This window comes from Streptomyces sp. NPDC005955, assembly GCF_042871255.1.
Taxonomy (GTDB): domain Bacteria; phylum Actinomycetota; class Actinomycetes; order Streptomycetales; family Streptomycetaceae; genus Streptomyces.
In genome coordinates this window covers 590,216-614,240 of the sequence record NZ_JBIAIF010000004.1, presented here as the reverse complement: position 1 = coordinate 614,240, position 24,025 = coordinate 590,216, and the positions used below count along the sequence as shown (strand labels likewise).

Below are 24,025 nucleotides of genomic sequence, written 5' to 3'. Positions count from 1 at the left end.
GCAACCACGCCCATCCGGCCGCACCCACCCGCCGGCCCGCCGCGACCGCCCCGCAGCCGACGAGCCCGCACCCGACGAACACCTTCGCCTCCGCCGTCTTCGCCCCCGAGACCATGGACGTGCCCGGCGGCACCGAAACGGTGCTGCGCGGCGGACGCCACCTCTTCCCCCTGCTGCCCGCGGCGTTCGCCGGAGTGCGCCGCATCGGAGTGATCGGCTGGGGTCCGCAGGGCCGCGCCCAAGCCCGCAACCTCCGCGACTCCCTCGCCGGTACGGACGTCCGCGTCACGGTCGGCCTGCGCCCCGGTTCGGCCTCCGCCGCCGATGCCCGCGCCCACGGCTTCACCGAGGCGGACGGCACCCTCGGCGACTGGCTCGACGTGACCGCCGGGAGCGACCTCGTCGTCCTGCTCATCGCCGACGCCGCGCTCGCCACCCACCACCAGCGGATCTTCGCCGCGCTGAAGCCCGGTGCCACCATCGGACTCTCCCACGGGTTCCTCCTCGGCCACCTACGGTCCCGCGGCGCCGACTTCCCGGCCGGACACGGCGTGATCGCCGTCTGCCCCAAGGGGATGGGCGACTCCGTGCGGCGCCTGTACGAACAGGGCGCCGAAGTCAACGGCGCCGGCATCAACAGCAGCTTCGCCGTCCATGCCGACCCGGACGGCCACGCGGTCGACCGCGCCCTCGCCTGGTCCGTCGCGCTCGGTTCCCCGTACACGTTCCGCACCACGCTGGACAGCGAGTACCTCTCCGACATCGTCGGGGAGCGCGGGATCCTGCTCGGTGCCGTGCACGGCCTGGTCGAGGCGCTCCACCAGCACTTCCGGCTCGCCGGCGACGACCCGGTGACCGCGTACGAACGTTCCTGCGAGAACGTGACCGGACCGCTGGCCCGCACCGTCTCCCGCGCGGGGCTACGAGCCGTCCGCGAGGGTTTCGACGCCGCCGGTCGCGACGCCTTCGACCGGGCGTACACCGCCGCGTACGGCCCCGCGCGCGAGATCGTCGCGGAGATCTACGACGAGGTCGCCGACGGCACCGAACTGCGCAGTGTGGTCCTCGCCGAGGACCGACTCGCCGCCCGGCCCATGACCGAGATCGGCGGGTCCCCGATGTGGGCCGCCGGGCCCGCCGTGCGCGCCCGCAGGACGACCCGTCAGTTGGCCGTCGACCCGCTCACCGCGGGGATGTTCCTCGCCACGATGACCGCACAGATCGACGAGTTCGTCGAGCGCGGCCACCCCTGGTCGGAGATCGTCAACGAGTCCGTCATCGAGGCCGTCGACTCCCTGTTGCCCTACATGCACGCCCGCGGTGTCGCCCACATGGTCGACAACTGCTCCCGCACCGCGCGGTTGGGCGCCCGCCGCTGGGGACCGCGGTTCCAGGCCGCGTACCAGCAGATCGCGCTGCCCGCCGCCGCAGGGCCCGCCGACCCTGCGCTCCTGGAGGCGTTCGGCGCGCACCCGGCGCACCGGGCCCTGGCCGCGGCGGCGGCGCTGCGACCCGCGGTGGACATCGCCGTGGTCTGAGCCGGGCCGCGCGGATCAGACGACGTGGGACTCCGGGCGCGGGGCGGCGGCGCCCGGGGCGAAGCGCCCGGCGTGCAACGGGCCGACGTCGACGAACGGCGCCCGCCCCAGGCACAGGTCCCGGACGATCTCGCCCACCGCCGGAGCCTGGAGGAAACCGTGACCGGAGAACCCGGTGGCGTACACGAAGTTGACGGGCGTGACCGACCGACCGAGCACGGCGTTGCCGTCGGGACTCATCTCGTACAGGCCCGCCCAGCCGCCGCCGAGTCCCACGTCCAACAGCGCCGGCGCGCGCCGGGCCATGGCGGCGCCGAGCCGGGGCAGCCAGCGGGACGAGTACGAGGTGGCGAAGCCGGGTTCCTGCATCGGGTCGGACATGCCGATCAACAGACCGGGGCCCTCCTGGTGGAAGGAGAACGACGTGCCGAAGTCCACGGTGAACGGCAACGGCTCCGACAGCTCCCGCAGGCTCCGCATCGGGCCGGTGCACAGCATCTGCCGCCGCAGCGGGGTCACCGGCAGGTCGACCCCGGCCATCGCACCCACCGCACCGGACCACGCACCGGCCGCACAGACCACGGTGTCCGCCGTCACCCGGCCCCGATCGGTGACCACGGTGCGGACCTCGTCGCCGCGCAGTTCCAGGTCGCGCACCGTCACCCCCGTGTACAGCCGGGCCCCCAGCCGTCGGGCCGCCCCGGCGTAGCCGAGGACCACGGACTGCGGGGTGCAGTGGCCGTCGCGGGGGGAGTGGACGGCGGCGAGCAATCCCTCGGTGGTGATCAGCGGGGACAACCGGCGCGCCTCGGCCGGGTCGACCAGCCGGCTCTCCACGCCGAGCGCGTTCTGGAGGGCCACGCCACGGGTGAACGCGGCGACGTCGTCCGGCTCGGAGAGGAGGAACAGATGGCCGACCCGGCGCAGTCCGATCTCCTGACCCGGCCGCTTCCCGAACCGGGCGTACGCATCGAGGCTGCGGGCGCCGATGAGGACGTTCAACTCGTCGGAGAACTGGGCGCGGACCCCGCCCGCCGCCTTGCACGTCGACCCGGAGCCGAGGGCGCCGCGCTCCAGGAGCACCACGTCCCGGACACCGGCCTCCGCCAGGTGGAAGGCGATGCTGGTCCCGATCACGCCGCCGCCGACGATCACGACGGAGGCCCGGCGCGGCAGCGGCGCGGACGAGGCGGTGGCGGCCAGCGCCAGTGCGGTCGGCGGGAGCGGGGAGACGGGGGCGGGAGCACGGGCACCCGGTCCCGTGGTGTCCGCGCCGGCCGGGCCGGGTGCGGGGCGCGCGGACGGTGGCTGGGGGGTGGCCAAGGGGGAGGTCCTTTCCGCTCGGAGCGACCGGCGGTCATGGTCCCCATGGTCCGACGGGACCCCGACCGTCGTCCACCGAGCCACGCCCGGTTCCGCCCACGACCGCCCTCCCGGTCCGTGCCGTGCGCCCGGCCGGCCCGTCGACCCTGCGCCCCCTCAGCCGCCCGGCACCCGGAAGCAGCACGTGCCCCCGTGCGGTACTCCCCGCGCGGTACCCGGAGTGCCGCTGGAGGGACGACGCCCGAAGCCCCCCTGCCGCGGGAGGCTCGAAACATCCGCACCACCACCGGGCACGGCGTCGACCGGGCCCGTCTTCGAGGAGATGAACCGTCATGGTGACACTGGCCGACTGGGGCGGCGGCGGGCCCGGCCCCTGGATCCTGCTGATGCCGCTCGTCTGGGCAGCCGTGGTGATCGGCGTGGTCACCGCCCTGCGCCGCACCGGCCGGGGCGGCGGGCGCGGGCCGTGGGGGTACCGCGCGGACCGACGTCCCCGGGTCGCCCCGCACGCCGACGCGGCCTCGCCGCTGGCCGTCCTCGGCCGCCGGTTCGCCGCCGGGGAGATCGACGAGGACGAGTACTGGCGGCGGCAGTCCGTCCTCGACCCGGACTTCGGCGCCCGACCGGGCGACACCTCCTGACCCCGACCGGGCGTGATCCGGTGCCCCGCGTACGGGGACCGGGTCAGCCCGGCAGCGCCGAGTGCGCCGGCACGGCGGTGACGGTCACCCACTCGTCCAGGGGGCCGGTCGTCACCGACCCGTACACCGCGTGGTCGGCGACGGTGGCCACCACGGGGGCCGGAACGGCGGCCGGGAGGGTGAACCAGACGATCTTGCCGGAGGTGCCGAACGGCCGCGCGCCCCAGCTCTCGCTGACGGCTGCGACCATCGCCAGCCCCCGCCCACTGGTGTCGAACGGGCCGGCCGGCCGCACCTGCGGCAGTCGCGGATCGTGGTCGAGCACCGAGACGGTCAGCCGGTCGAACAACAACTCCATGTCGACGGTGCACGTCTTGTCGGGCTCGGCGTGGCGGTGGACGTTCGCGAGGAGCTCGGTGACACCGAGCGACGCATGGTCGATCAGAGCGTCCACGTGCCAGTAGCGCAGTTGCGCGGAGACGATTCTGCGGATCTGTCCGATCCGCGACGGCAGGGCCTGTAGCTCCACCGTGCAGTGCCTGCTTGGCTCGCTGATCACGGCAACGACTCCCCGAATTGAGGTCCGGAAGAGGACGGAGTACCGATGCCAGCAGAACGGCTCCCCACCACCACCGCCTGCTGCCTGTCCGGCGGGCTGGTTCGCAGCGTCATCGCCGGTAAACCCTGAGTAACCTGAGTGAGGTGAGACCAGCGTGACGCAAGGGGGCCGGCGCCGCAACTCACGACCGCCGCGGACCGGTCAGGGGCGCCGCCCGGCCGAGGGTGCGCGCCGCCCTCAGCTGCGCCGTCGCACCCGGCCGGTCCGGTCGCCGGCCCGGCGCACGGCCTCCACGAACCGACGCGCCGCGGAGGGGTCCGACCGCTCCGCCGGCTCCTCGGCGTCCAGAGTGAGCACGTACCGGGTGCCGTTGACATCGGCATGGGCCCGGTCCCCCGGCGCGAACCACGAGGTGCCCGCGCGGACCGTCCCCACCGGCGCGCTGTCGATCTCGCTGCCGTAGCTGGTGAGCAACTCCAGCCGGCCGTCGGTGATCCTCACCTGGCCGGCGCGGGTGAGGGAACGCAGCCGCTTCTCGATGCGCACGCCCCGCGCCGTGAACTCCGGTTCCGTCGCCATGCCCTGGCCCCCTCGTCGCCCCGTGCTCGTCCCGCAGTGGCAGTGTGCCCCCGCGCGAGGCTCCCGCGCCAGAGCGCGTCCCAAGGTTTGCCTTGAGCCTACCCAAGCGGTGTTTATGCAGGTGAGATGCGGTACGCAGACGCATATGATCGAGGCATAGGGCCCACCACACGGGTGGGTTTAGCCGGCGCCCCGGCACCGGGTGCCCCGAGGAGACGCGATGAGCACCCCCCGAGCGGAAGACCTCCCCGCCCCGTCGCCGCACGACGGTCCCGCGCCGACCGCGCCCCCTTCCGCCGGCCTCCCGGACCCCGTTCCCGCGGGCGCTGCCCCGGCCGGCGCGGGCCCGCGCCCCACCCTCGACACCGACCGCTCCGACGACGGGTACCGGCGCTGGCTGAAGGACGCCGTCCGCAAGGTCCAGGCCGACGCCAACCGTTCCGCCGACACCCATCTGCTCCGCTTCCCGCTCCCCGACGCCTGGGGCGTCGACCTGTACCTCAAGGACGAGTCGACGCACCCCACCGGAAGCCTCAAGCACCGGCTGGCCCGCTCGCTGTTCCTCTACGGGCTGTGCAACGGGTGGATCAGGCCCGACCGCCCCGTGATCGAGGCGTCCAGCGGCTCGACGGCCGTCTCGGAGGCGTACTTCGCCAAGCTGATCGGTGTCCCCTTCATCGCGGTGATGCCCCGTACGACCAGCGCTGAGAAGTGTCGTCTGATCGAGTTCCACGGCGGCCGGTGCCACTTCGTGGACGACCCCCGCACCATGTACGAGGAGTCCGCCGCGCTCGCCCGGGAGACCGGTGGCCACTACATGGACCAGTTCACCTACGCGGAGCGGGCCACCGACTGGCGCGGGAACAACAACATCGCCGAGTCGATCTACCGTCAGTTGGAGCGCGAACGCTACCCGGAGCCCGCCTGGATCGTCGCCACCGCGGGCACCGGCGGCACCTCGGCCACCATCGCCCGCTACGTCCACTACATGCAGTACGACACCCGGATCTGTGTCGCCGACCCGGAGAACTCCTGCTTCTTCGACGGCTGGACGACCGGGAACCCGGACGTCACCACCGACCGCAGCTCGCGGATCGAGGGCATCGGGCGCCCCCGGATGGAACCCAGCTTCCTCCCCGGGGCCGTCGACCGGATGATGAAGGTCCCCGACGCCGCCTCCGTCGCCGCCGTCCGGGCGCTGGAGGACGCCATCGGCCGCAAGGCCGGGGGATCGACCGGAACCGGGCTGTGGGGCGCACTGAAGATCGTCTCCGAGATGGTCGCCGCGGGCCGCACGGGCAGCGTCGTCACCCTGCTCTGCGATCCCGGCGACCGCTACCTGGACAAGTACTACTCCGACGACTGGCTGGCCGCCCAGGGCCTCGACATCGCCCCGTACCGGTCGGCGATCGCCACGCTGTTCAGCACGGGGCAGTGGCCGTGAGCGGGCTCTGGCCGGACCCGGGCGCCCCTCACCGCCACGAGCGCACGGCTCAGCCGTCCGGGGCGGCGAGCCGTTGCGCCAACTCCTCCATGGCGTCCCGGAAGGACCGCCCCAGCGCCGGGCGCGCCCGCCGCATCACGAACCGGAACACCGCCGTGCCGTCCGCCGCCACCGTCCACTGCACCCGGGTGCCGTCCGGCGTCCGCGTCAACACCCACTCCTCCAACAAGCCGTGCACCCCGGGCGCGTTGGTGAGGTCGACCCGGTAGGCGTACTGCGCGGGCGCGTCGGAGGCGACGACCGTCTCCTCGAAGCGGCCCCCGCCGCGCAGCCGCACCAGGCGACCGCCGTCCGTCGGCCGTGCCTCGGTGACCGCGCGGAACCACAACGGCCACTGCTCCACGTCCCTCGCCAAGGCCCGGAACACCACGTCCGGAGCGGCCGGGACCTCCCGCGCGAAGACCAGCAGCACGGGCGCGGTCGTGGTGAAGTCGAGCCCCACCGGGCTCAGACGGCGTGCCATGAGGACCCCCTCACAGATTCCGGTGCCGCGTGCGACCCCGGGTCGAGCGCCGAGCTGACGTCACCCTAACCGGCTGTGCGTCAGCTGTCTGTACCGTCCAGTTCGTCGTCCGGCTCGCCCGCGACGATCAGCCGGGGCAACACCTCCGCGATCTCCGCGCGGGCCTCGGCGCGCAGCCCCGAGTCCGTCACCAGCGTGTCCACCTGATCCAGCGACGCGAACGAACTCAGGCCGACCGTGCCCCACTTGGTGTGGTCCGCGACCACGACCACCCGACGGGCCGAGCGCACCAGCCGCCGGTTGGTCTCCGCCTCCGCCAGGTTCGGCGTCGACAGTCCGGCCCCGGCCGATATGCCGTGCACCCCGAGGAACAGCACGTCGAAGTGGAGCGAGGCGATGGCCTGGTCGGCGACCGGACCCACCAGCGAGTCCGAGGGCGTGCGCACCCCACCGGTCAGCACCACGGTGGCCAGCCCCTGCCGTTGGCCCGAGCCGCGCTGCGCCGAATGGAAGACGTCGGCGACGCGCACGGAGTTGGTGACCACGGTCAACTCCGGTACGTCCAACAGGTGGTGGGCCAGCGCGAAGGTGGTGGTGCCGCCCGACAGCGCGATCGCCGCGCCCGGCACGACCAGGTGCGCCGCCGCCCGTGCGATGTCCTCCTTGGCGGTCAGCTCCAAGGCCGACTTCGCCTCGAACCCCGGCTCGTGCGTGCTCGCCTCGACCACCGGGACCGCGCCGCCGTGCACCTTCTCCAGCACGCCCTGCCGGGCCAGGGCGTCCAGGTCCCGACGGACCGTCATGTCCGACACGCCCAACCTGCGCGTGAGTTCGTTGACGCGGACCCCGCCCCGGCGTCGCACCTCGTCGACGATCAGGGCCCGACGTTGCTCCGCGAGGAGGTTCTGGTTCTCGCTCACGGCCCACTCCACCCGTTCGGCATCCGTCTGTCCCTCGCTGTCCATCACCGGTGCGGGCCGACTCGCTGCCACGCGCCCCCGCGGCGGGCGGGACGCTACCGGCCGATCGGTCCGACCGGGTCCGCACGCGTGCTCGGGCGGCACCGCGCGTCGACTCCCTCTCCCGGGGCACACGGGCTCACGGCAACCCCAGGGTCACCCATCCTCGCACGCGCCACTGACCGTCGTGTCGCCGGCGTTCCCTCCCGACGCCCGCGACGACCCCGCCGACCGGAAGTGCTCCCCCCAATCGGGGAGATTCCGTCAGGACCCGTGTGCAAGGACCCGGCCCGCGCGATTCTGGGCTCCTGACACGACACACCCCCCGGGGGGAAGCGCCATGAAGCGTGCGCGCACACCGTCCTCACCACCGGCGGAGGCTCCGCCGCACCCGCCCGGAGCCGCATTGGAACTCCTCGTCCACGGAGTGGGCGGGGCCAGCGCACCACAGATGCTCAACGATCCGCGGACGGTCCGGGTCACCGGCGACGACACGGCGGCCGTCCACCGTCGGGCGGGTGACCTGGACGCCGAACGGCGGCCCGCCGGGGACGGCCGCCCGGTACCGGAGGCGTACGTCTGGTCGAACCTCACCTCCGGCAGCGGCAGCCGCGCGCTGTGGCTCCTGCTGCTGCCGTTCATGGTCGTCAACCTCGCGCACTGGATGCGCCCGGCCTCCGACGGGAACGGTGGCGCCGCCCGCACCTACGCCCTGTGCGTGCGCCTGGTCGCGCTCACCCTCACCGTGTTGTTCGTCGCCGCGGCCTGTGAAGTCGCCCTCGACCTCGTCGCCTGGCAGTGCGCGGGGTCCCGGCGCTGCGCCGGGGAGCTGCCGTGGTTCGGGTTCCTGTCGCCGGACCTCTCGCCGGGCGGCTGGTGGACCCAGCCCGGCCGCCGCCTCGCCCTGGCCGCCCTCGCCCCGACGGCGCTGACCGGCCTGCTCTGGTACCTGTCGCACCGCACCTGGAACGCCTACGAGTCCCAGCGGCCCCCGGACCTGCGCTCTCGTACCCCGAACGCACCCGACGCGGCGACGGTCGCCGAGGCCGGGGACCCGGTGGACCGGCCGGACGCCCGGACACCGCTGGCCCGGCCCGGCTTCTGGTACGGGCGCAGGCTGGTCGCACGCTTGCGGGCCGCCCACACGGCCGCCGCGCTCCTCACCGTGGCCGCGGCCGTCACGGCGCCCGCCCTCGGCTTCGACCACCGCAGCGGGGATTGGGGCCCGTTGACCGTCCTGGGCTTCGTGGTGACGGGGACCATCGCGGCCGGCACGGCGCTCACCGTCGCCGTGGTCGCTCGGCGGGGCCGCAGCGAACGACGGCCGGACCGGCGCCGGGACGGGGCCCGGGTGCGGTTCCTCCCGCTGGTGGCGGTCGCCGTGCTCACCTTGGCGGTCGGCTACGCGGGTTGGTCGCGGCCCGGGTGGCGCTCCCACGGCCGTCTGCCGGGGGACCTGGCGTTCGGCGCGCTCGCCCTGCTCCAGTGGGCGCTGGTCCTGGTGTTGGCCGTGGTCGCACACGCCCTGTACCGCCGGGCCCCCGATCCCCGGACCGTGTTGCGCGGCTTCGGCGGACCCGCGGCCACCGTGCTCGCCTGTGCCCTCGGCGGGGTCATGGCCGGCGGCGGCGCCCACCGGACCGCCGTCTGGCTGGACGACACCGGGCCCCCCGCCGGAGGCGGCGCTCCCCTGCCGGGTCCGCCGGTCCTGCTCGGCTGGCAGGCGGCGGTGCTGCCGCCGCTGTTGCTCGTCGTCGTGCTGGTGCTGGCCGGGCTCTCGGCGGTCGCCCTGCACCGCGCCCGCACGGGGACGGCCGACGTCCGCGCGGACTACCCGGAGGAGCATCCGCCGGGTCCGCCCGGCGCCGGCCCGCCCACCCCACCCGCCTCGGCCGCGGTGGACCCGGCGGACGGGGGCGCCGCCGCCGCGGCACCCGGCGGCCCGCCCGACACCACGCCCGAGGACGCGGTGCGGGCCCGGAACATCGCGCTGGCCCGCGCCGGAGCAGCCCTCACCGATCGGGCCCCGCTCGTGGTCGGCACGCTCGCCGCGGCGACCCTGGTGTGCCAGGTGGGCGCCCTCGCCGGCGCCCGGGCCACCCGCGCGCTGCCCGCGCAGGCCGTCGCCGGGGCGCCGGAGGTGGTGACCGGCGCGGTGGACCTGGCACAGGCCGGGGGGTCGTGGCTCGTCGGGGCCGGGTTCCTGCTGCTCGTGGTCGCGGCCCGGCGCGCCTACCGGGACCCGAAGGCCCGGCGCACCATCGGCATCCTCTGGGACGTCGGCACGTTCTGGCCCCGTGCCGCCCATCCGTTCGCCCCGCCCTGCTACGCGGAACGCGCCGTCCCCGACCTCACCTGGCGGGTGCACACCTGGACCCGGCGGACCCGGGGGCGCCTGATCATCTCCGGCCACTCCCAGGGCAGCGTCCTCGCCGCGGCGGCGGCCTGGCAACTCGCCCCCCGCAGCCGTGAACGCGTCGCCCTGCTCACCTACGGCTCCCCGCTGGAGCGTCTGTACGGGCGCTGGTTCCCGTCCTGCTTCGGCTCGGCGGCCCTGGCCGACCTGCACCGCGACGTGGACTGCTGGCGCAACCTCTACCGGCGGACCGACCCCATCGGCGGGCCGGTCCTGCTGCCCGGGGACCGCGGCCCCGAGGTGGACGGCAGCCCCCTCAAGGACCCCCTCGCGTACGGTCGCACGTTCACCCATCCGCTGCCCGCACCGATCCTCGGGCACTCCGACTACCAGGCCGACCCGGTGTTCGCCCGGGAACGCGAACGGCTGCTGGACCGGCTGCGGCCGTCCGCCGTTCCGCCGCCCCGGCCGGACGGGGAGGTCTGACCCACCGGCGCGTCCGCCCCCCGTCTCGTGCGGTCAGGGCAGTTCGGGCAGGTCCCCCGGGTAGAGCAGGGTGAGGTCGTCGGTGCTGGGTTCGGCGATCTGGGCGACCCGGCCCGCGTGCCGCTCGACCATCGCCTCGAACGTCTGCCGCGCGGTGCGGCCGTTGCCGAACGCGGGGCCCTTGGGAAGGGCGGTGAAGTACTGGACCAGCGCCTGCGGTGTGTCCTCGCCGAGCCGGTACTCGTGTTCCTCGGCCTGCTGCTCGACGATCCGCAACAACTCGTCCGGCACGTAGTCGTTGAAGGTGATGGTGCGCGAGAAGCGGGACGCGACGCCGGGGTTGACGGTGAGGAACCGCTCCATCTCGGCGGTGTAGCCGGCGACGATGACCACGACCTCGTCCCGGTGGTCCTCCATCAGCTTGACGAGGGTGTCGATCGCCTCCCGCCCGAAGTCCCGCCCCGAGTCCTCCGGCGACAGTGCGTACGCCTCGTCGATGAAGAGCACTCCGCCGCGGGCGCGGTCGAACGCCTCCTGGGTGCGGATGGCGGTCGAGCCGATGTGCTCGCCGACCAGGTCGACGCGGGACACCTCCACCAGGTGCCCCTGGTGGAGCACTCCGAGCGAGGCGAGGATCTCGCCGTACAACCGGGCCACCGTGGTCTTGCCGGTGCCGGGGGAGCCGGTGAACACCAGGTGGCGCCGGGCGGACGCCGCCTTGAGGCCGGCCAGTTGGCGCCGTCGGCCCACTTCGATCATGTCCGTGAGCGCCCGGACCTCGCGTTTGACGCTGTCCAGACCGACGAGGGCGTCGAGTTCCCCGAGCACCTCGTCGGCGGACCGTACGGGCTCGGCGGGGGCTTCGGAAGCAGCCGCCGCCGAGCCGGGTATCGCCGCGCGCGGGGCGGGCCCGCCCGACAGCAGGCCGACCGACCGGGTCGCGGGGCCCGCCCGCTCGGCCGTCGGGAGGGCGGCCTGCTCGGTGGCCACCGCGGGCGCCGTGGGCATGCGGATGCCGGCGCTCTCGTCGCTGGTGCAGTCCTCGGCGACGGGCCCGTCCTCGGCGAACTCGAAGCCGCCGCGGGCGCAGCGCTCCGTACGGCACTTGCGGAGCGTCGTGCGGCAGCCGTCTATCACGTGGAAGCCGTAGCCGCCGCTGCCGGTGACCTTGCAGCCGGTGAAGGTGCCCCGCCCGCCCGCCGACACGTAGAAGCCGGCCTCGGCGGGGGAGGTGACGGTGCAGCGTTCGACGGTGGGATCGGCGCCCTTGGTGACGATCACCCCCGTCTGGACGGCGTCCACCGTGCAGTTCGACAGGGTGCCGCCGCTGCCGTGGTCACGGAACCACGCCCCGGTCGCGGCCTCCCGGATGCGGCAGTCGTCGAGCTGGGCCGTCGCCCCGTCGCTCACCGACACGGCCGTGTTGCGGACCTGGGTGAGGTCCGTGTCGACGACGTCCGCACGGGACCCGCGGTCGAGCACGAACAGCGCGTCGGGCACGTCCCGCACCCGGCAGGAGTCGAGCACGACGGCGGCGCCGTCGCTGACCCACACCGCCGGATAGTCCCCGGTGCTGTCGTGGATCTCGCACTGGTGGGCGTCCACCCGGGTGCCGGGGTCCCACACGGACAGCCCGTTGCGGCCGAAGCGGCTCACGGTGGACCGGGTGAGCGTCAGCACGGAGCGTGAACGCAGGTCCACCGCGTTCTCGGGGACGTCGTGGATGCGGCAGTCGGCGAGGGTGAGCACCGCGTCCGTGTCGAGGGTGATCCCGTCGGCGGTCGTCCGGTGCACGTCGCAGTCCGTGAGGTGGGCGGTGGCCCGTCCGGTGACCTGGACGCCGGAGCCCTTGACCTCGTACACCTCGCAGCCGACGGCCTCCAGGGCCGAGCCCTCGCCCGTCACCGACAGGCCCGAGCCGGAGGCGTGGTGCACCCGGCACCGGTCCAGCCGGGGGTGTCCGCCGCTGCGCACCGCGACCCCGGACTGACCGGCGGCGACGACCTCGCAGTCCTCGAAGACCCCGCCGCCGCCGTCGAGGACGGCGATCCCGATGCCCGCGGGGTTGTCGACGGTGCAACGGCGCACGGTCGGCCGGGCGTTGCCCCGGACCTCGATGCCGACCGCGGACCTGGTCACGATCCGGACGTCGGTCAGCTCCGGCACGGACTCCTCCACGAGCAGCGCCGGAGCGGCCGAGTCCTGACCCTCCAACACCAGCCCGTGGACGGCCGCGGGCGCCCGCACCGTCAGCGGCACGCCGTCGACGGGCGCGATGCGCACCGAACCCGGTGCCCCCTCGGGCCCGCGGAGCGTCACCGCCCGGTCGATCACCAGGTTCTCCCGGTAGGTACCGGGGGCGACGGTGAGTACGTCGCCGTCCCCCGCGGCTTCCAGGGCCGCGGCGAGGGAACCGTACTCACCCGTGCGGCGTCGCCACCGCGATGTGCCCGTGTGCGTCACCTGGACCGTGCCCTGTGCCATGGCGCTGTTCTGTCCCCACCTCGTCGGATGCGCGGGTGTCGCGAGTGCTGCCGAAGACCTCGGCCGCTCCACCGTAGCGTGTGCGGAGCAGCCGAGTTGACCAGAGCGAAAGGCCGGTCAGCGGCCCGTACCGGTCCGGTGGCGGGGGCTCGCGACGGCCCCCGGCCACGGCCGTCACCCGAGGACCGTCAGGGGGTCACCGACCCGGAGCGTGCCGGGGTGTTCCGGGACGAGGTTCTGACCGAAGACGAGCTTCCCGTCGATGCGGCGGTGGCGGGCGAGCGTGCGCAGGGGCTCCCGGCCGCGGACGGCCGTGTGCTGGTCGGTGGTGGTCACCGCGCAGCGCCCGCACTTCTTGGCGACCCGGAAGGTGACCTCGCCGACCGCTATCCGCGACCAGTGGTCCTCCGCCCACGCCTCGGTGCCCGTCACCACGAGGTTCGGCCGGAAGCGGTTCATCGGCAGGGGGCCCTCCTGCGCGTGGTCGCCCTGTGCGATCAGCGCGTTGAGGGCGTCGAGCGAGGCGAGGCTGGTGACCAGCAGGGGGAACCCGTCGGCGAAGGAGACGGTTTCCCCCCGGTGCGCGTAGTCCGGGTCGATGGGTCGGTTGACCGCGGGGTCGGCCAGGTGCACCAGCCGGACCTCGATGCCGAGGAACGCGCTGAACCAGTCGCCCGCCGCCTCGTCGGCGGGCACGGCCTCCACCTTGTCCCCCCAGATCTGGACGGACGTCCGGTGCACCGGGTCGGGCACGGTGACCGTCAGGGGCGCGCGGTCGGGTGCGGACAACCGGACCGCGCCCCCGGGCAACGGCTCGGCGCGGGTGAGCGCCAGCCGGGCGTGCTGGCGTTGGGTGACCACCTTGGCGGAGTCGTCGACGAGCATCCAGCGTCGGTCGCCCGAGATCCCCCACGGCTCCACGAACGCCTGGTCGGGCGCGTGGCCCTGGGCGGCCTTCACCGGAAAGACATGCAGGGACGCCAACACGGGACTCGCCATGGATCCATCCTGCCAGGAGCGTTCACCGGGCGGGAGGGGAGGGCGTCCGCGCCGGCGTCCGTCAGTACCCGCGGTAGGGGCGGTGCTGCGGATCCTCGTAGGAGGCCGGTCCCGGGGCGGGCCGCGGGGTCGCCGGGCGCATCGCCTCGTAACCGACGGGCGGTGCCGGCCGCGGCGGCTGGGGCTGGGCGCCGGGGTAACCGCGCGGCACGCCGGTCGCCTGCTGCGGGAAGTGGGGCGCGGCCTGCTGGAGCGGCGCCGGTTGCTGCTGTTGCGGTGCGTACCCGTACTGCGGCGGGTACGGCTGAGGAGAGGGCGCCGCGGGCAGCGCCGGCAGGGCCGACGGCAACGCGGGCAGATGGCTGCCGGTGTCGTACGCGGCGGGGACCCGGATCGGGGCGATCTGGGGAGTGCCCCGTTCTGCGACGAGGGAGTCGTAGATCGGAGTGTCCTTGAAGGACGGCGCGGAGTAGTAACCGCCGCCATAGGTGGAGCGGGGGGAGGTCATGGCACCTAAGTTAAGCCCACGATGTGCTGGTTGGGGAGACAGATAAGAGGGTTGTTTTCCGTGCCGGACGTAGCTGCTGATCGTCAATCCGAGTGAATTCGGAAAAAACGGTCGCACTGTGGCGTAAGGATCGTGTAAGAAGGGCGATTTCGAGGGTGGTTACCGGTGGTTGACCAGTGATCATCCACATTCGCCGGAGTCCACCTCCGCTTGCCCGTGGGGCAAGGAACCGGCTCCGGGAACGAGGGAACACCCCGGTGTACCCAGACATGCGCAGGTACAGCCGGGGGAACAGGGGCCGCGTGCACCGGGGACCGGGTCCGGCCGTGGACGGTCCGGGTGCGGTGTGCGGCGGCGGACGCTGACGAGGGGGCATACATGAGGGGGCACGCATGACCATGGCGAAGGGCACCAACGCCGTCGTACCGACGACCGCCGTGCGGGTGGAACTGGAGTGGGGGGCGGGGCCGGGCGTCCCACGGGCGGACTCCGTGGCGCTGCTCCTGGTGGGGGGCAGGGTGCGCGGAGACGCGGACGTGATCCGGCCGGCCGGTCCGGGCCGGCCGGACGATCCGGGCGCCGCGGTCCGCTACGAGGACGGGCGCGGCGGGAACGGTCGGGTCACCGACACCCTGGCCGTGGACCTGGCCCGCGTGGACGACGCCGTCGAGCGGATCGTGCTCGCCGTGTCCACTGCGAGCGGCACCTTCGGGCAGGTGTCGCGGCCCGGCGTCCGCGTCCTCGACGCGGCACGCGGAGCGGAACTGGCGCGCTTCGACTGCACGGACCTCACCGTGGAGACCTCGTTGGTCCTGGGCGAGCTGTACCGCAGGGGAGACGGCTGGAAGTTCCGCGCGGTCGGCCAGGGGTACGGGGAGGGGCGCCGGGCCCTCGCCGAGGACTTCGGGGTCACCCCCACCGCGCTCGCCCCCGCACCCGACGCCCCGCCCCCGGCCGTCCCGACCCCGCCCTCGTCCCTGCCCGTGGCGCCGGCTCCGTCCCCGCCGCGCGCACCCGCCCGGACCCCGACACCCGACCCGCCCGCCACCCCGGTACGGCTGAGCAAGGTCACGCTCACCAAGGACGCCCCCGCGGTGTCACTGGCCAAACAGGGCGGCACCGGCGGAACGCTGCGCGTGAACCTCAACTGGGGCGTACGGGAACGTCCCCAGGACCGCGGCTCCCGGTGGCGCAGGCTCACCGCCCCCCACCGGAACCTCGACCTCGACCTGTGCGCCCTGTACGAACTCACCGACGGGCGCAAGGGCGTGGTGCAGGCCCTCGGCCACGCGTACGGCGCCCTGCACGCGCCCCCCTACGTCCACCTCGACGGCGACGACCGCACCGGCGCCGCGGAGGGCGGCGAGAACCTCACGATCAACCTCGACCACCGCACCGCACTGCGCCGGGTCCTGGTCTTCGTGATGATCTACGAGGGCGCCGACTCGTTCGCGGACCTGCACGCCACCGTGACCCTGCGACCCCAGCACGGGGCACCGGTCGAGTTCTTCCTCGACGAGTGCACCGTCACCGCACCGGTCTGTGCGCTCGCCCTGCTCACCCAGGAGGGCGGCGACCTGGTGGTCCGCCGCGAAGCCCGCTACCTGGTGCCCGAACCGGGCATCGGCATCCAACGGGCCGTGGACCACGCGTACGGGTGGGGCCTCAACTGGACCCCCGGCCGGAAGTGACCCCCGCGCACGGCCCGGGGACGCAGCGGGGACGCACCGGGGGAGCGGGGCGCGCGACCGGCGTGTCACCGCTCCTCCGGAGCCACCCGTGGCGCCCGACCCGGGCCCGCGTACGTCCGGCCCTTCCACGCCGCCCCGCGCCCGCGGTGGTGCCGCACCGCCGAGTCCACCGTCATCAGCAGGTACAGCAGCGCGGTGAACGGCAGCGTCGGGGCGAGCCAGAGGCTCTGCCGGTAGTACCGCAGCACCGGTACGTACGTCACCGTCATCACCAACCACCCGAACCCCCCGAGCAGGGCCGCCGCCACCGACGGCGGACGGGCCCAGAGCGCCGCCACCACCACCGCGGGCGGCACCAGGTACACCACCACCAGACCCACCACCGTCCCCGCCAACAGCACTGGCTGGTAACGGAGTTGGCAGTAGGCGCTGCGCGCCACCATCCGCCACAGGTCACCGAGGCGCGGATAGGGCCGCACACTGTGCACCCGGTCGGCGAGCCCCAACCAGATCCGGCCGCCGGTGGACTTCACCGCCCGCGCCAACGACACGTCGTCGATCACCGCGTGCCGGATCGCCTCCGGCACCCCCGCCCGCTCCGCCGCCGCCGACCGCAGCAGGACACAGCCGCCCGCCGCCGCGGCCGTCCGGCTCCCGTCCCGCCGCACCCGGCGGAACGGGTACAGCTGCGCGAAGAAGTACACGAACGCCGGAACGACCAGCCGCTCCCAGACACTCGCCACCCGGAGCCGGGCCATCAGCGACACCAGGTCGTGACCGCCCGTCTCGGCCGCCGCCACCAACTCCCGCAGACTGCCCGGTTCATGGGCGATGTCGGCGTCCGTGAGCAACAGGTACCGCGGGGCGCCCCCGCGGGCCAGCCGCATGCCGTGCCGCACGGCCCACAGCTTGCCCGTCCAGCCGTCCGGCGGCTCGCCCGGTGAGGTCACGGTCAGCCGAGGCCCCCCGTACCGCTCGCCCAGCTCCCGGGCCAGCCCCCCCGTACCGTCCGTGCTGCCGTCGTCCACCAGGAAGACCTCGAACGGCCCCGGGTAGTCCTGGGCCAGCAAGGAGGGCAGGGACAGCGGCAGCATCCCGGCCTCGTCCCGCGCCGGGACGACCGCCGCGACCGGGGGCCACACGTGCGGCGCCCGCCCCGGCGGCAGCCGCACGTCGGTGCGCCAGAAGAACCCCTGGCCGAGCAGGAGCCACCCCCAGGCGGCGGCGGACACCACGGCAATCCAGACCATCGCGCTCACCCGCGCAGTGTCCCCCACGGCCCCCGGGCCGCACCGGCCCATCGTCTATGGTGACCGGGTGAAGATCGCGCTCATGGACTCCGGAATCGGACTGCTCGCCGCCGCCGCGGCGGTACGGAGACTGCGCCCCGACGCCGACCTCGTGCTGTCCAGCGACCCCGACGGCATGCCGTGGGGACCGCGCACCCCCGAGGACCTCACCCGGCGGGCCCTCACCGTCGCCGGGGCCGCCGCCGAGTGCGGCGCCGACGCCCTGATCGTCGCCTGCAACACCGCCACCGTGCACGCCCTGCCCGCGCTGCGCGCCCGGCTCGAACCGGCGCTCCCGGTGGTCGGCACCGTCCCCGCGATCAAGCCCGCCGCCGCCGGCGGCGGACCCTTCGCCATCTGGGCGACGCCCGCCACCACGGGCAGCGCCTACCAGCGCGGCCTGATCGCCGACTTCGCCTCCGGCGCGCAGGTCACCGAAGTGCCCTGCCCGGGCCTCGCCGACGCCATCGAGTACGCCGACGAGGACGCCGTCGACCGGGCGATCGCCGCAGCGGCGGCCCGTACCCCGGACGGAGCAAGGGCCGTCGTCCTGGGCTGCACCCACTACGAACTGGTCGCCGAGCGGGTCAGGACCGCCCTGGGGCGCCCGGGGGACGAGGGCGGGCTCCAGGACCGCCCGGCCCTGATCCTGCACGGCTCCGCGGGCGCCGTCGCCGCCCAGGTGCTCCGCCGCCTCGGCGCGTCCCCCGCCCCGGACGCCGCCCCTGTCGGATCGGTCACAGTCCTGCACGGCGGACGGCCCGCGACCCTCGCCGAACGGGCCCTCGCCTACCCCGAAGGACGGCTCCTGGCGGCGCTCAGCCAGGCCCGGTGACCTCCGGCGACACCCCGTCGTCACGCTCCGTGCTCCGGTGCCGGGCCGGCGGGTCGTCTGTACTCTCGACAGCATGAGGGACCACCCGCAGGGCGACCGGGGCCCCATCGAGGCCCCCGTCGAGATCTGGACCGGACGAGCGAGCAACCGCGTGCAGTGGCTGCTCGCCCTCGCGGGCGCGGCCTGTGTGGCGCTCGGCATCGAACTGGCCGTCGTGTCCGAGTGGAACAGCGGCGTCCTCGCCCTGGTCATGTCGGTCGTCGGCTGCATCGCCGCCGGCCTGCTCGTGCTGTTCGGCACGCTGGCCTTCGTCCACGTGGCGGTCCGCGTCGACCAGGACTCCCTGGAGGTCCGCTGCGGACACATCGGTCTGCCGCGCCGCCGCATCCCGCTCGCCCAGGTCGTCGACGCGGACTTCGCCCCCACCGTCACCCCCCGCCAGTGGGGCGGCTGGGGCTACCGCTGGCGCCCCGAGATCGGCACCGCCGTGATCGTCCGCCGCGGCGAGGGCGTGGTCCTCAGCCTCGGCGACGGCCGCAAGTTCACCGTCACCGTGGACGACGCGGAGGCCGCCGTGCGGATCATCCGCGACCGGCTGCGCCCGCCGACCACGCCCCCGGCGCCCACCGCCGTCTGACCGGCACCCGGCCGCCCGCACTCACCACCGCTCCAGGGCCAACGGCCGGGCCGTCGCCATTCCCGCGAGCAGACCGCTCCCCACCGTGACCGCCGTGAAGCTCAGGGCGTCACCGATCGCCGCCAGCGTCGCCACCGCGGTCAGCGCGGCCCCCGCGGTCACCGCCACCACGGTCGGCCGCGGCGAGCGCAACAGGGCGTACAACACCCAGCCGAACGCCAGGGCCAGCAGCGCCACGCCCACGAAGCCCTGCTCGGCCGCCTGCTGGAGCAACGCCGAGTGCGGACGGCCGTCCGGGACCAGGGAATCCGCCACCGTCGGGCTCAGCTCCCCGAAACGGTCCGGCCCCACCCCGAGCACCGGATGGTCCTGCGCGATCTCCAGCGCGTCCCGCCACAGCAACACCCGGTACGGCGTGAGCTGGCCCTCCAACAAGGACATCAGTCCGTCCGGCAGCGCATCGTCGGCGACCGCCCACGCAGCGGCGGCCACCCCCGCCGCCCCCGCCGCCAGGGCACCCAGACCGAACGCCCGACGGGCCAGCCGGGCCGCCGCCAGCGAACAGAGCAGGATGCCGACACAGAGCGTCAGCCCCGCCATCGAATCGAGCACCGGCGCCGCCGCCGTGATCACCAGGGCCAGCGCCCACAGCGCGCGGCGCGCCAGCACGCCGTGCGCCACCCACGCCGCACAGCACGCCGCTCCCGCGGCCAGGGCGAGCAGTGCCGCGGTGGCGCCGCCGTGGCCGAGCGGGGACGAGCCCTCCGGCGCGGTGCGCACGTGCGGCAACAGGAACGCGAGGACCAGGCCCACCAGGGCGGTCGTGGCGAGGGCGCCCACCGGGAGCAACGCCCCGTAGATGCGTCCGAACGCGTACGCCGCCGACACGGCCAGCACGGCGAGCAGCACCCCTTCGGGACGGCCGCCGCTCGCCGCGGCGCTCATCAGCGCCCAGCCCGCACAGACACCCAACAGCACCATGCCGACCGGATCGGAGACCGTACGGGCGTCCGGCACCAACGCGGGAGCGTCCGACCCCTCGCCCGGGGCGTCCCGGGTCCGCCCCGTGTGGCCCGCGGCCCCCGTGTTGCTCCATGTCCCCATCCGTCGTCCCCCCGACGTCATGACGGGCCCCGGCGGCCCTGGGATGTGGCCGTTCGTGCGGGGCTGTGGCTCACGGTAACCGCTGGTGCCGTGGTTTGTGGATGGGTTCGGCGAGATCGTCTTGCGGGGTCGGGGGGCGCCGTGGCCGGGTCGTAGACTCCTGGGGTGACCGTCATCGCCACTCCGACCGACGAGCCGGAGCGCCTCACCCCGAAGCCCGCGGACCGCGCGCGGCCGTCGTTGACGAGGCGCGTGGCGCTGCGGCTCGTACCCGCCGTGGTCGCGGCGCTCTCCGGGGTGCTCCTCTACGTCAGTTTCCCGCCGCGCACCCTGTGGTGGCTGGCGCTGCCCGCGTTCGCGGGGTTCGCGTGGTCGGTCCGCGGACGGTCCTGGAAGGCCGGGCTGGGCAGCGGGTACGCCTTCGGCCTCGGCTTCCTGCTGCCGCTGCTCGTCTGGACGGGCGTCGAGGTGGGGCCCGGGCCCTGGCTCGCGCTGGTGGCCATCGAGGCGGCGTTCGTCGCCCTGGTCGGCGCCGCGGCCGCCGCCGTGTCCCGGCTGCCCGCCTGGCCGGTGTGGGCCGCCGCCCTGTGGATCGCCGGGGAGGCGGCCCGCGCGCGCGTGCCGTTCAACGGCTTCCCCTGGGGCAAGGTGGCCTTCGGGCAGGCCGACGGCGCGTTCCTGCCGCTGGCCGCGCTCGGGGGGACCCCCGTCCTGGGCTTCGCCGTCGTCCTGTGCGGATACGGCCTGTACGAGGCGGTGTCGCTGGCGGTCGCCGCGCGGCGCGGAACGGCCGTCCGGCGGGTCACCGCCGCCGGTGCCGCGGTGGCGCTCGCCCTGCCCCTGCTGGCGGCCCTCGCCGCACGCCCGCTGGTCAGTTCCGCCGCCGAGGACGGCACGACGACGATCGCCGCGATCCAGGGCAACGTCCCCCGGCTGGGACTGGACTTCAACGCACAGCGCAGGGCCGTCCTCGACAACCACGTCAAGGAGACGGAACGCCTCGCCGCGGAGGTCGCCCGGGGGCGCGTCGCACAGCCGGACCTCGTGCTGTGGCCGGAGAACTCCTCCGACATCGACCCCTTCCGCAACGAGGACGCGCGTGAGGTCATCGAGCGGGCGGTGGCGGCGATCGGCGTGCCGATCGCCGTCGGCGGGGTCGTCACCACCGAGGACGACCGGCTCCTCAACCAGCAGATCCTCTGGGACCCGCAGAAGGGCCCCGTGGACACCTACGACAAGCGTCAGATCCAGCCGTTCGGCGAGTACCTTCCGCTCAGGTCGATCGTCAGCGCCGTCAGCAGCGACGCGGGCATGGTCCGCAAGGACTTCAGCCGGGGCTCCGAGCCCGGGGTCTTCACGATGGCGGGCGCCCGGGTGGGCATCGCGACCTGCTACGAGGCGGCGTTCGACTGGGCGGTGCGCGACACGGTCACCGAAGGAGCCCAGCTGCTGTCGGTGCCGAGCAACAACGCCACCTTCGGGCGCAGCGAGATGACCTACCAGCAGCTCGCCATGTCACGGGTCCGGGCCGTCGAGCACAGCCGCACCGTCGTGGTGCCGGTCACCAGCGGGGTCAGCGCCGTGATCATGCCCGACGGCCGGGTCGCCGACCGCACCGGGATGTTCACCCCCGACACGCTCGTCGCCGAAGTGCCGCTGCGGTCGAGCAGCACCCCCGCCACCCGGCTGGGCGTCGCGCCCGAGGTGCTGCTGGTGCTGGTCGCGGCCGGTGGCCTCGGCGGGGCGGCCGCCGTCCGGCTCCGGACCCGCCGGGAGTCCACCACCGGGTGAACCGGCCGACCGGCGGGCGCCCTTGGGTGCCCAGGCCCTATCGTCGGTCGCATGGCTACTCCTGAATTCATCTCCACCCTGCGGGAAACCGCGGGTCATCAACTGCTCTGGCTCCCGGGGGTGACGGCCATCGTCTTCGACGACGAGGGCAGGGTGCTCATCGGGCGGCGCAGCGACAACCGTGCGTGGTCGGTCGTCGGCGGCATCCCGGAGCCGGGGGAGCAGCCCGCGGCCTGTGCGGTGCGCGAGGTGTACGAGGAGACGGCCGTGCGCTGCGTGCCGGAGCGCGTGGTGCTGGTCCAGGCGCTGGAACCGGTGTCCTACCCCAACGGCGACGTGTGCCAGTACATGGACATCACGTTCCGGTGCCGGGCGGTGGGCGGCGAGGCGCGGGTCAACGACGACGAGTCGTTGGAGGTGGGCTGGTTCCCGCTCGACGCGCTGCCGGACCTCAACGAGTTCAGCCTCACCCGGATCAAGCACGCGCTCGCCGACACGCCCACCTGGTTCGAACCCACCGCGTGAACCGACGCGGTGCGCCCGTGCTCATCCGTCCGGGTGAGCGCACGGTGCGGGCGCGGGGGCGCCGGGCGACCGGCCCCGGCGCCGGTGGTCGGCCCCGGCTTCGGTCACCGCGTCGGTGACGGCCCGGGCGATCCGGGTGATGCCGGGGGAGCCGACCCGATGGGGCTTCGGGTCGGCCGCCGTCGGCGCCAGGCAGAAGGCAGGGAGCGCGTCCCGATGCGCTGGGCGCGGGGTGCGCTGACCGCGGCCCCCGCGTCCGCCAGCCGGTCGCCGGAACGCGCTGCCCGCGCCCGGTGGACCGCGTTCACCTCGCGGATGCGGTCCTTCGACGTCCGCGGCGTACCGCCGGAAGTGCCGCCCGGAGTCGCCGGAGTTGCCCCGGAGCTGGAGCACCACGTGGTCGGGCCGCACCGTGCGCACGAGGGCGGCGGCCTCGGCCCGGGCCGAGGATTCCTCGCGGGGTCCTCCAGACAGTCAGGTAGTCGCACGGGGTGGTGCCCGAGGCGGAGGCGCGTCGCCGGGGCACTCGGGGCGGGGGCCCCGCCCCGGTGGCTGACGGGGAACGGCTCCCGGTGATCCCGCCGCTCCGGCAACGGCCGCACCGCCGATCCGGCCACCACGGGCGCCGAGAACACGCCATCACCGTCGGCGCCCCACGGCCCGGGTCCGGCCGCCCGCCGCCGCGTCAGCGTCCCGTCAGGGCGCGGGGGTTCACCGTATGCGTCGCGTCATGGACCGCAGACCGCCCGGCCGCGGGGGCCTAGCGTCGGCAGCCGGCCCGCCCACCCGGCCGCCCCCACCCCCGCTCACCCGTTCCGTCGCTCCTGCGCGAGCCGTTGATCCCGAGGCTACCGACCATGAACCGACGCCCCTGGCTGCCCGCCCGGTGGGGTCCCCCGCTCACCGCGATCGGCGTGGTGCTGGCCCTGACCGTGCTCCTCGGACTCGGCTACCCCCTGGGCATGACCGCCGCCGCACAGGTGCCCGGACTGCGCGACCGCGCCGAGGGCTCGCCGCTGACCGGCCCGGACGGCGAGCGGCTCGGCAGCGAGCTGATCGGCCAGTCCTTCACGGACGTGGACGGCGAACCGCTGCCCGGCTACTTCCAGCCCCGCCCCTCGCACGCCGGCGCCGGCTACGACGCCTCGGCCTCCGCCGCCGGGAACCTGGGCCCCGAGTCCACCGTCGACACCCCGCCCGTCGGCAACGCCCCCGGCGTGCCGAGCCTGCTGACCCAGGTCTGTGCCCGCAGCAGGGCGATCGGGCTGCGCGAGGGCGTCGACGGCGGCCGGCCCTACTGCACCGCGGACGGCGTCGGCGCGGTCCTCGGGGTGTACCGCACGCACGGCACCACCGGTCGGGTCACCCGGGTGGTGAGCCTCAACCAGCCCTGTCCCGCACGCCCGTTCCGCGCCCGGTACGCCGGCGTCGCCGTCGGGTGCGCCCGGCCCGGCGAGGACCGCGCCCGTGCCGTGGTCACACCGGTCCGCGGTGACGCCCCCGCCCGACCGGTCGTCCCGGGCGACGCGGTCACCGCGAGCGGCAGCGGACTCGACCCGCACATCAGCCCCGCGTACGCCCGGCTCCAGACACCACGGGTGGCCGCACGGCGGGGCCTGACCGAGGACGCCGTGCGGACCCTGGTGACCGCGCACACCACGGGCCGGGCGCTCGGCGTCCTCGGGGAGCCGGTGGTGAGCGTCGCCCCGCTGAACGCGGCGCTCGACCGGCTCCGGCCCGGCAAGGGGGCCTGA

The 24,025-nt window shown here is 74.7% G+C and carries 20 protein-coding genes; 10 read left to right on the top strand and 10 right to left on the bottom strand.

Annotated features, from left to right (window positions below; translation table 11 throughout):
- Positions 1 to 113 precede the first annotated feature (113 nt).
- Positions 114 to 1,538 (top strand): ketol-acid reductoisomerase, encoded by a 1,425-nt coding sequence (locus ACFYOU_RS14405; protein ID WP_391305813.1) that lies wholly within the window; start codon positions 114 to 116, stop codon positions 1,536 to 1,538.
- A gap of 15 nt (positions 1,539 to 1,553) precedes the next feature.
- Here ACFYOU_RS14405 and ACFYOU_RS14400 read toward each other — a convergent pair whose 3' ends face one another.
- Entirely contained in the window at positions 1,554 to 2,714 is a 1,161-nt protein-coding gene (locus tag ACFYOU_RS14400; protein ID WP_391305812.1) for an FAD-dependent oxidoreductase, read from the bottom strand.
- Positions 2,715 to 3,193: 479 nt separating this feature from the next.
- On the opposite strand from ACFYOU_RS14400, the gene ACFYOU_RS14395 reads away from it, so the two are divergent.
- Complete coding sequence (locus ACFYOU_RS14395) at positions 3,194 to 3,502, top strand: SHOCT domain-containing protein (RefSeq protein WP_391305721.1); 309 nt, start codon at positions 3,194 to 3,196, stop codon at positions 3,500 to 3,502.
- Between the two features lie 43 nt (positions 3,503 to 3,545).
- On the opposite strand, the gene ACFYOU_RS14390 is transcribed toward ACFYOU_RS14395, so the two are convergent.
- On the bottom strand, positions 3,546 to 4,061 hold the full coding sequence (locus ACFYOU_RS14390) for an ATP-binding protein (protein ID WP_391305720.1): 516 nt from the start codon (positions 4,059 to 4,061) through the stop codon (positions 3,546 to 3,548).
- Positions 4,062 to 4,298: 237 nt separating this feature from the next.
- On the bottom strand, positions 4,299 to 4,640 hold the full coding sequence (locus tag ACFYOU_RS14385) for a hypothetical protein (protein ID WP_391305718.1): 342 nt from the start codon (positions 4,638 to 4,640) through the stop codon (positions 4,299 to 4,301).
- A gap of 220 nt (positions 4,641 to 4,860) precedes the next feature.
- Between ACFYOU_RS14385 and ACFYOU_RS14380 the strand changes: the two genes are divergently transcribed.
- Positions 4,861 to 6,084 (top strand): pyridoxal-phosphate dependent enzyme, encoded by a 1,224-nt coding sequence (locus ACFYOU_RS14380; protein ID WP_391305717.1) that lies wholly within the window; start codon positions 4,861 to 4,863, stop codon positions 6,082 to 6,084.
- A gap of 49 nt (positions 6,085 to 6,133) precedes the next feature.
- Here ACFYOU_RS14380 and ACFYOU_RS14375 read toward each other — a convergent pair whose 3' ends face one another.
- The gene (locus ACFYOU_RS14375; RefSeq protein WP_391305716.1) at positions 6,134 to 6,607 is read right to left on the bottom strand and encodes an SRPBCC family protein; all 474 of its coding nucleotides are present in this window, start codon (positions 6,605 to 6,607) and stop codon (positions 6,134 to 6,136) included.
- Between the two features lie 80 nt (positions 6,608 to 6,687).
- Positions 6,688 to 7,527 (bottom strand): DeoR/GlpR family DNA-binding transcription regulator, encoded by an 840-nt coding sequence (locus ACFYOU_RS14370; RefSeq protein ID WP_389767453.1) that lies wholly within the window; start codon positions 7,525 to 7,527, stop codon positions 6,688 to 6,690.
- A gap of 379 nt (positions 7,528 to 7,906) precedes the next feature.
- Here ACFYOU_RS14370 and ACFYOU_RS14365 point away from each other — a divergent pair, with 379 nt between their 5' ends.
- Positions 7,907 to 10,408, top strand: a complete 2,502-nt coding sequence (locus tag ACFYOU_RS14365) for a hypothetical protein (protein ID WP_391305714.1) — start codon at positions 7,907 to 7,909, stop codon at positions 10,406 to 10,408.
- A gap of 33 nt (positions 10,409 to 10,441) precedes the next feature.
- Here the strand turns inward: ACFYOU_RS14365 and ACFYOU_RS14360 are convergent, their stop codons facing one another.
- From ACFYOU_RS14360 to ACFYOU_RS14350, 3 genes are all read right to left on the bottom strand, one after another.
- The gene (locus ACFYOU_RS14360) at positions 10,442 to 12,892 is read right to left on the bottom strand and encodes a right-handed parallel beta-helix repeat-containing protein (RefSeq protein ID WP_389767457.1); all 2,451 of its coding nucleotides are present in this window, start codon (positions 12,890 to 12,892) and stop codon (positions 10,442 to 10,444) included.
- Between the two features lie 174 nt (positions 12,893 to 13,066).
- Positions 13,067 to 13,891 carry an MOSC domain-containing protein gene (locus tag ACFYOU_RS14355; protein WP_391305712.1) on the bottom strand — a complete coding sequence of 275 codons (825 nt, stop codon included), beginning with the start codon at positions 13,889 to 13,891 and terminating at the stop codon, positions 13,067 to 13,069.
- Between the two features lie 61 nt (positions 13,892 to 13,952).
- Positions 13,953 to 14,399, bottom strand: a complete 447-nt coding sequence (locus tag ACFYOU_RS14350) for a DUF6643 family protein (RefSeq protein ID WP_389767461.1) — start codon at positions 14,397 to 14,399, stop codon at positions 13,953 to 13,955.
- A 398-nt stretch (positions 14,400 to 14,797) separates the two neighbouring features.
- Between ACFYOU_RS14350 and ACFYOU_RS14345 the strand changes: the two genes are divergently transcribed.
- Positions 14,798 to 16,090 (top strand): TerD family protein, encoded by a 1,293-nt coding sequence (locus tag ACFYOU_RS14345; RefSeq protein WP_391305810.1) that lies wholly within the window; start codon positions 14,798 to 14,800, stop codon positions 16,088 to 16,090.
- A 65-nt stretch (positions 16,091 to 16,155) separates the two neighbouring features.
- On the opposite strand, the gene ACFYOU_RS14340 is transcribed toward ACFYOU_RS14345, so the two are convergent.
- Positions 16,156 to 17,340, bottom strand: coding sequence for a glycosyltransferase (locus ACFYOU_RS14340; protein ID WP_391305808.1), 1,185 nt, complete (start codon positions 17,338 to 17,340; stop codon positions 16,156 to 16,158).
- Positions 17,341 to 17,407: 67 nt separating this feature from the next.
- Here ACFYOU_RS14340 and ACFYOU_RS14335 point away from each other — a divergent pair, with 67 nt between their 5' ends.
- Positions 17,408 to 18,214 carry an aspartate/glutamate racemase family protein gene (locus ACFYOU_RS14335; protein ID WP_391305709.1) on the top strand — a complete coding sequence of 269 codons (807 nt, stop codon included), beginning with the start codon at positions 17,408 to 17,410 and terminating at the stop codon, positions 18,212 to 18,214.
- A 73-nt stretch (positions 18,215 to 18,287) separates the two neighbouring features.
- Positions 18,288 to 18,851 carry a hypothetical protein gene (locus ACFYOU_RS14330; protein WP_385494450.1) on the top strand — a complete coding sequence of 188 codons (564 nt, stop codon included), beginning with the start codon at positions 18,288 to 18,290 and terminating at the stop codon, positions 18,849 to 18,851.
- Between the two features lie 21 nt (positions 18,852 to 18,872).
- On the opposite strand, the gene ACFYOU_RS14325 is transcribed toward ACFYOU_RS14330, so the two are convergent.
- A complete protein-coding gene (locus tag ACFYOU_RS14325) occupies positions 18,873 to 19,832 on the bottom strand; it encodes an O-antigen ligase family protein (RefSeq protein ID WP_389767610.1) in 960 nt (319 codons plus the stop codon).
- A gap of 288 nt (positions 19,833 to 20,120) precedes the next feature.
- Here ACFYOU_RS14325 and lnt point away from each other — a divergent pair, with 288 nt between their 5' ends.
- From lnt to ACFYOU_RS14310, 3 genes are all read left to right on the top strand, one after another.
- Positions 20,121 to 21,746, top strand: coding sequence for an apolipoprotein N-acyltransferase (lnt, locus tag ACFYOU_RS14320; protein ID WP_391305707.1), 1,626 nt, complete (start codon positions 20,121 to 20,123; stop codon positions 21,744 to 21,746).
- 51 nt (positions 21,747 to 21,797) lie between these two features.
- Positions 21,798 to 22,271, top strand: coding sequence for an NUDIX domain-containing protein (locus ACFYOU_RS14315; protein WP_389767469.1), 474 nt, complete (start codon positions 21,798 to 21,800; stop codon positions 22,269 to 22,271).
- Between the two features lie 857 nt (positions 22,272 to 23,128).
- Complete coding sequence (locus ACFYOU_RS14310; protein ID WP_391305704.1) at positions 23,129 to 24,025, top strand: potassium-transporting ATPase subunit C; 897 nt, start codon at positions 23,129 to 23,131, stop codon at positions 24,023 to 24,025.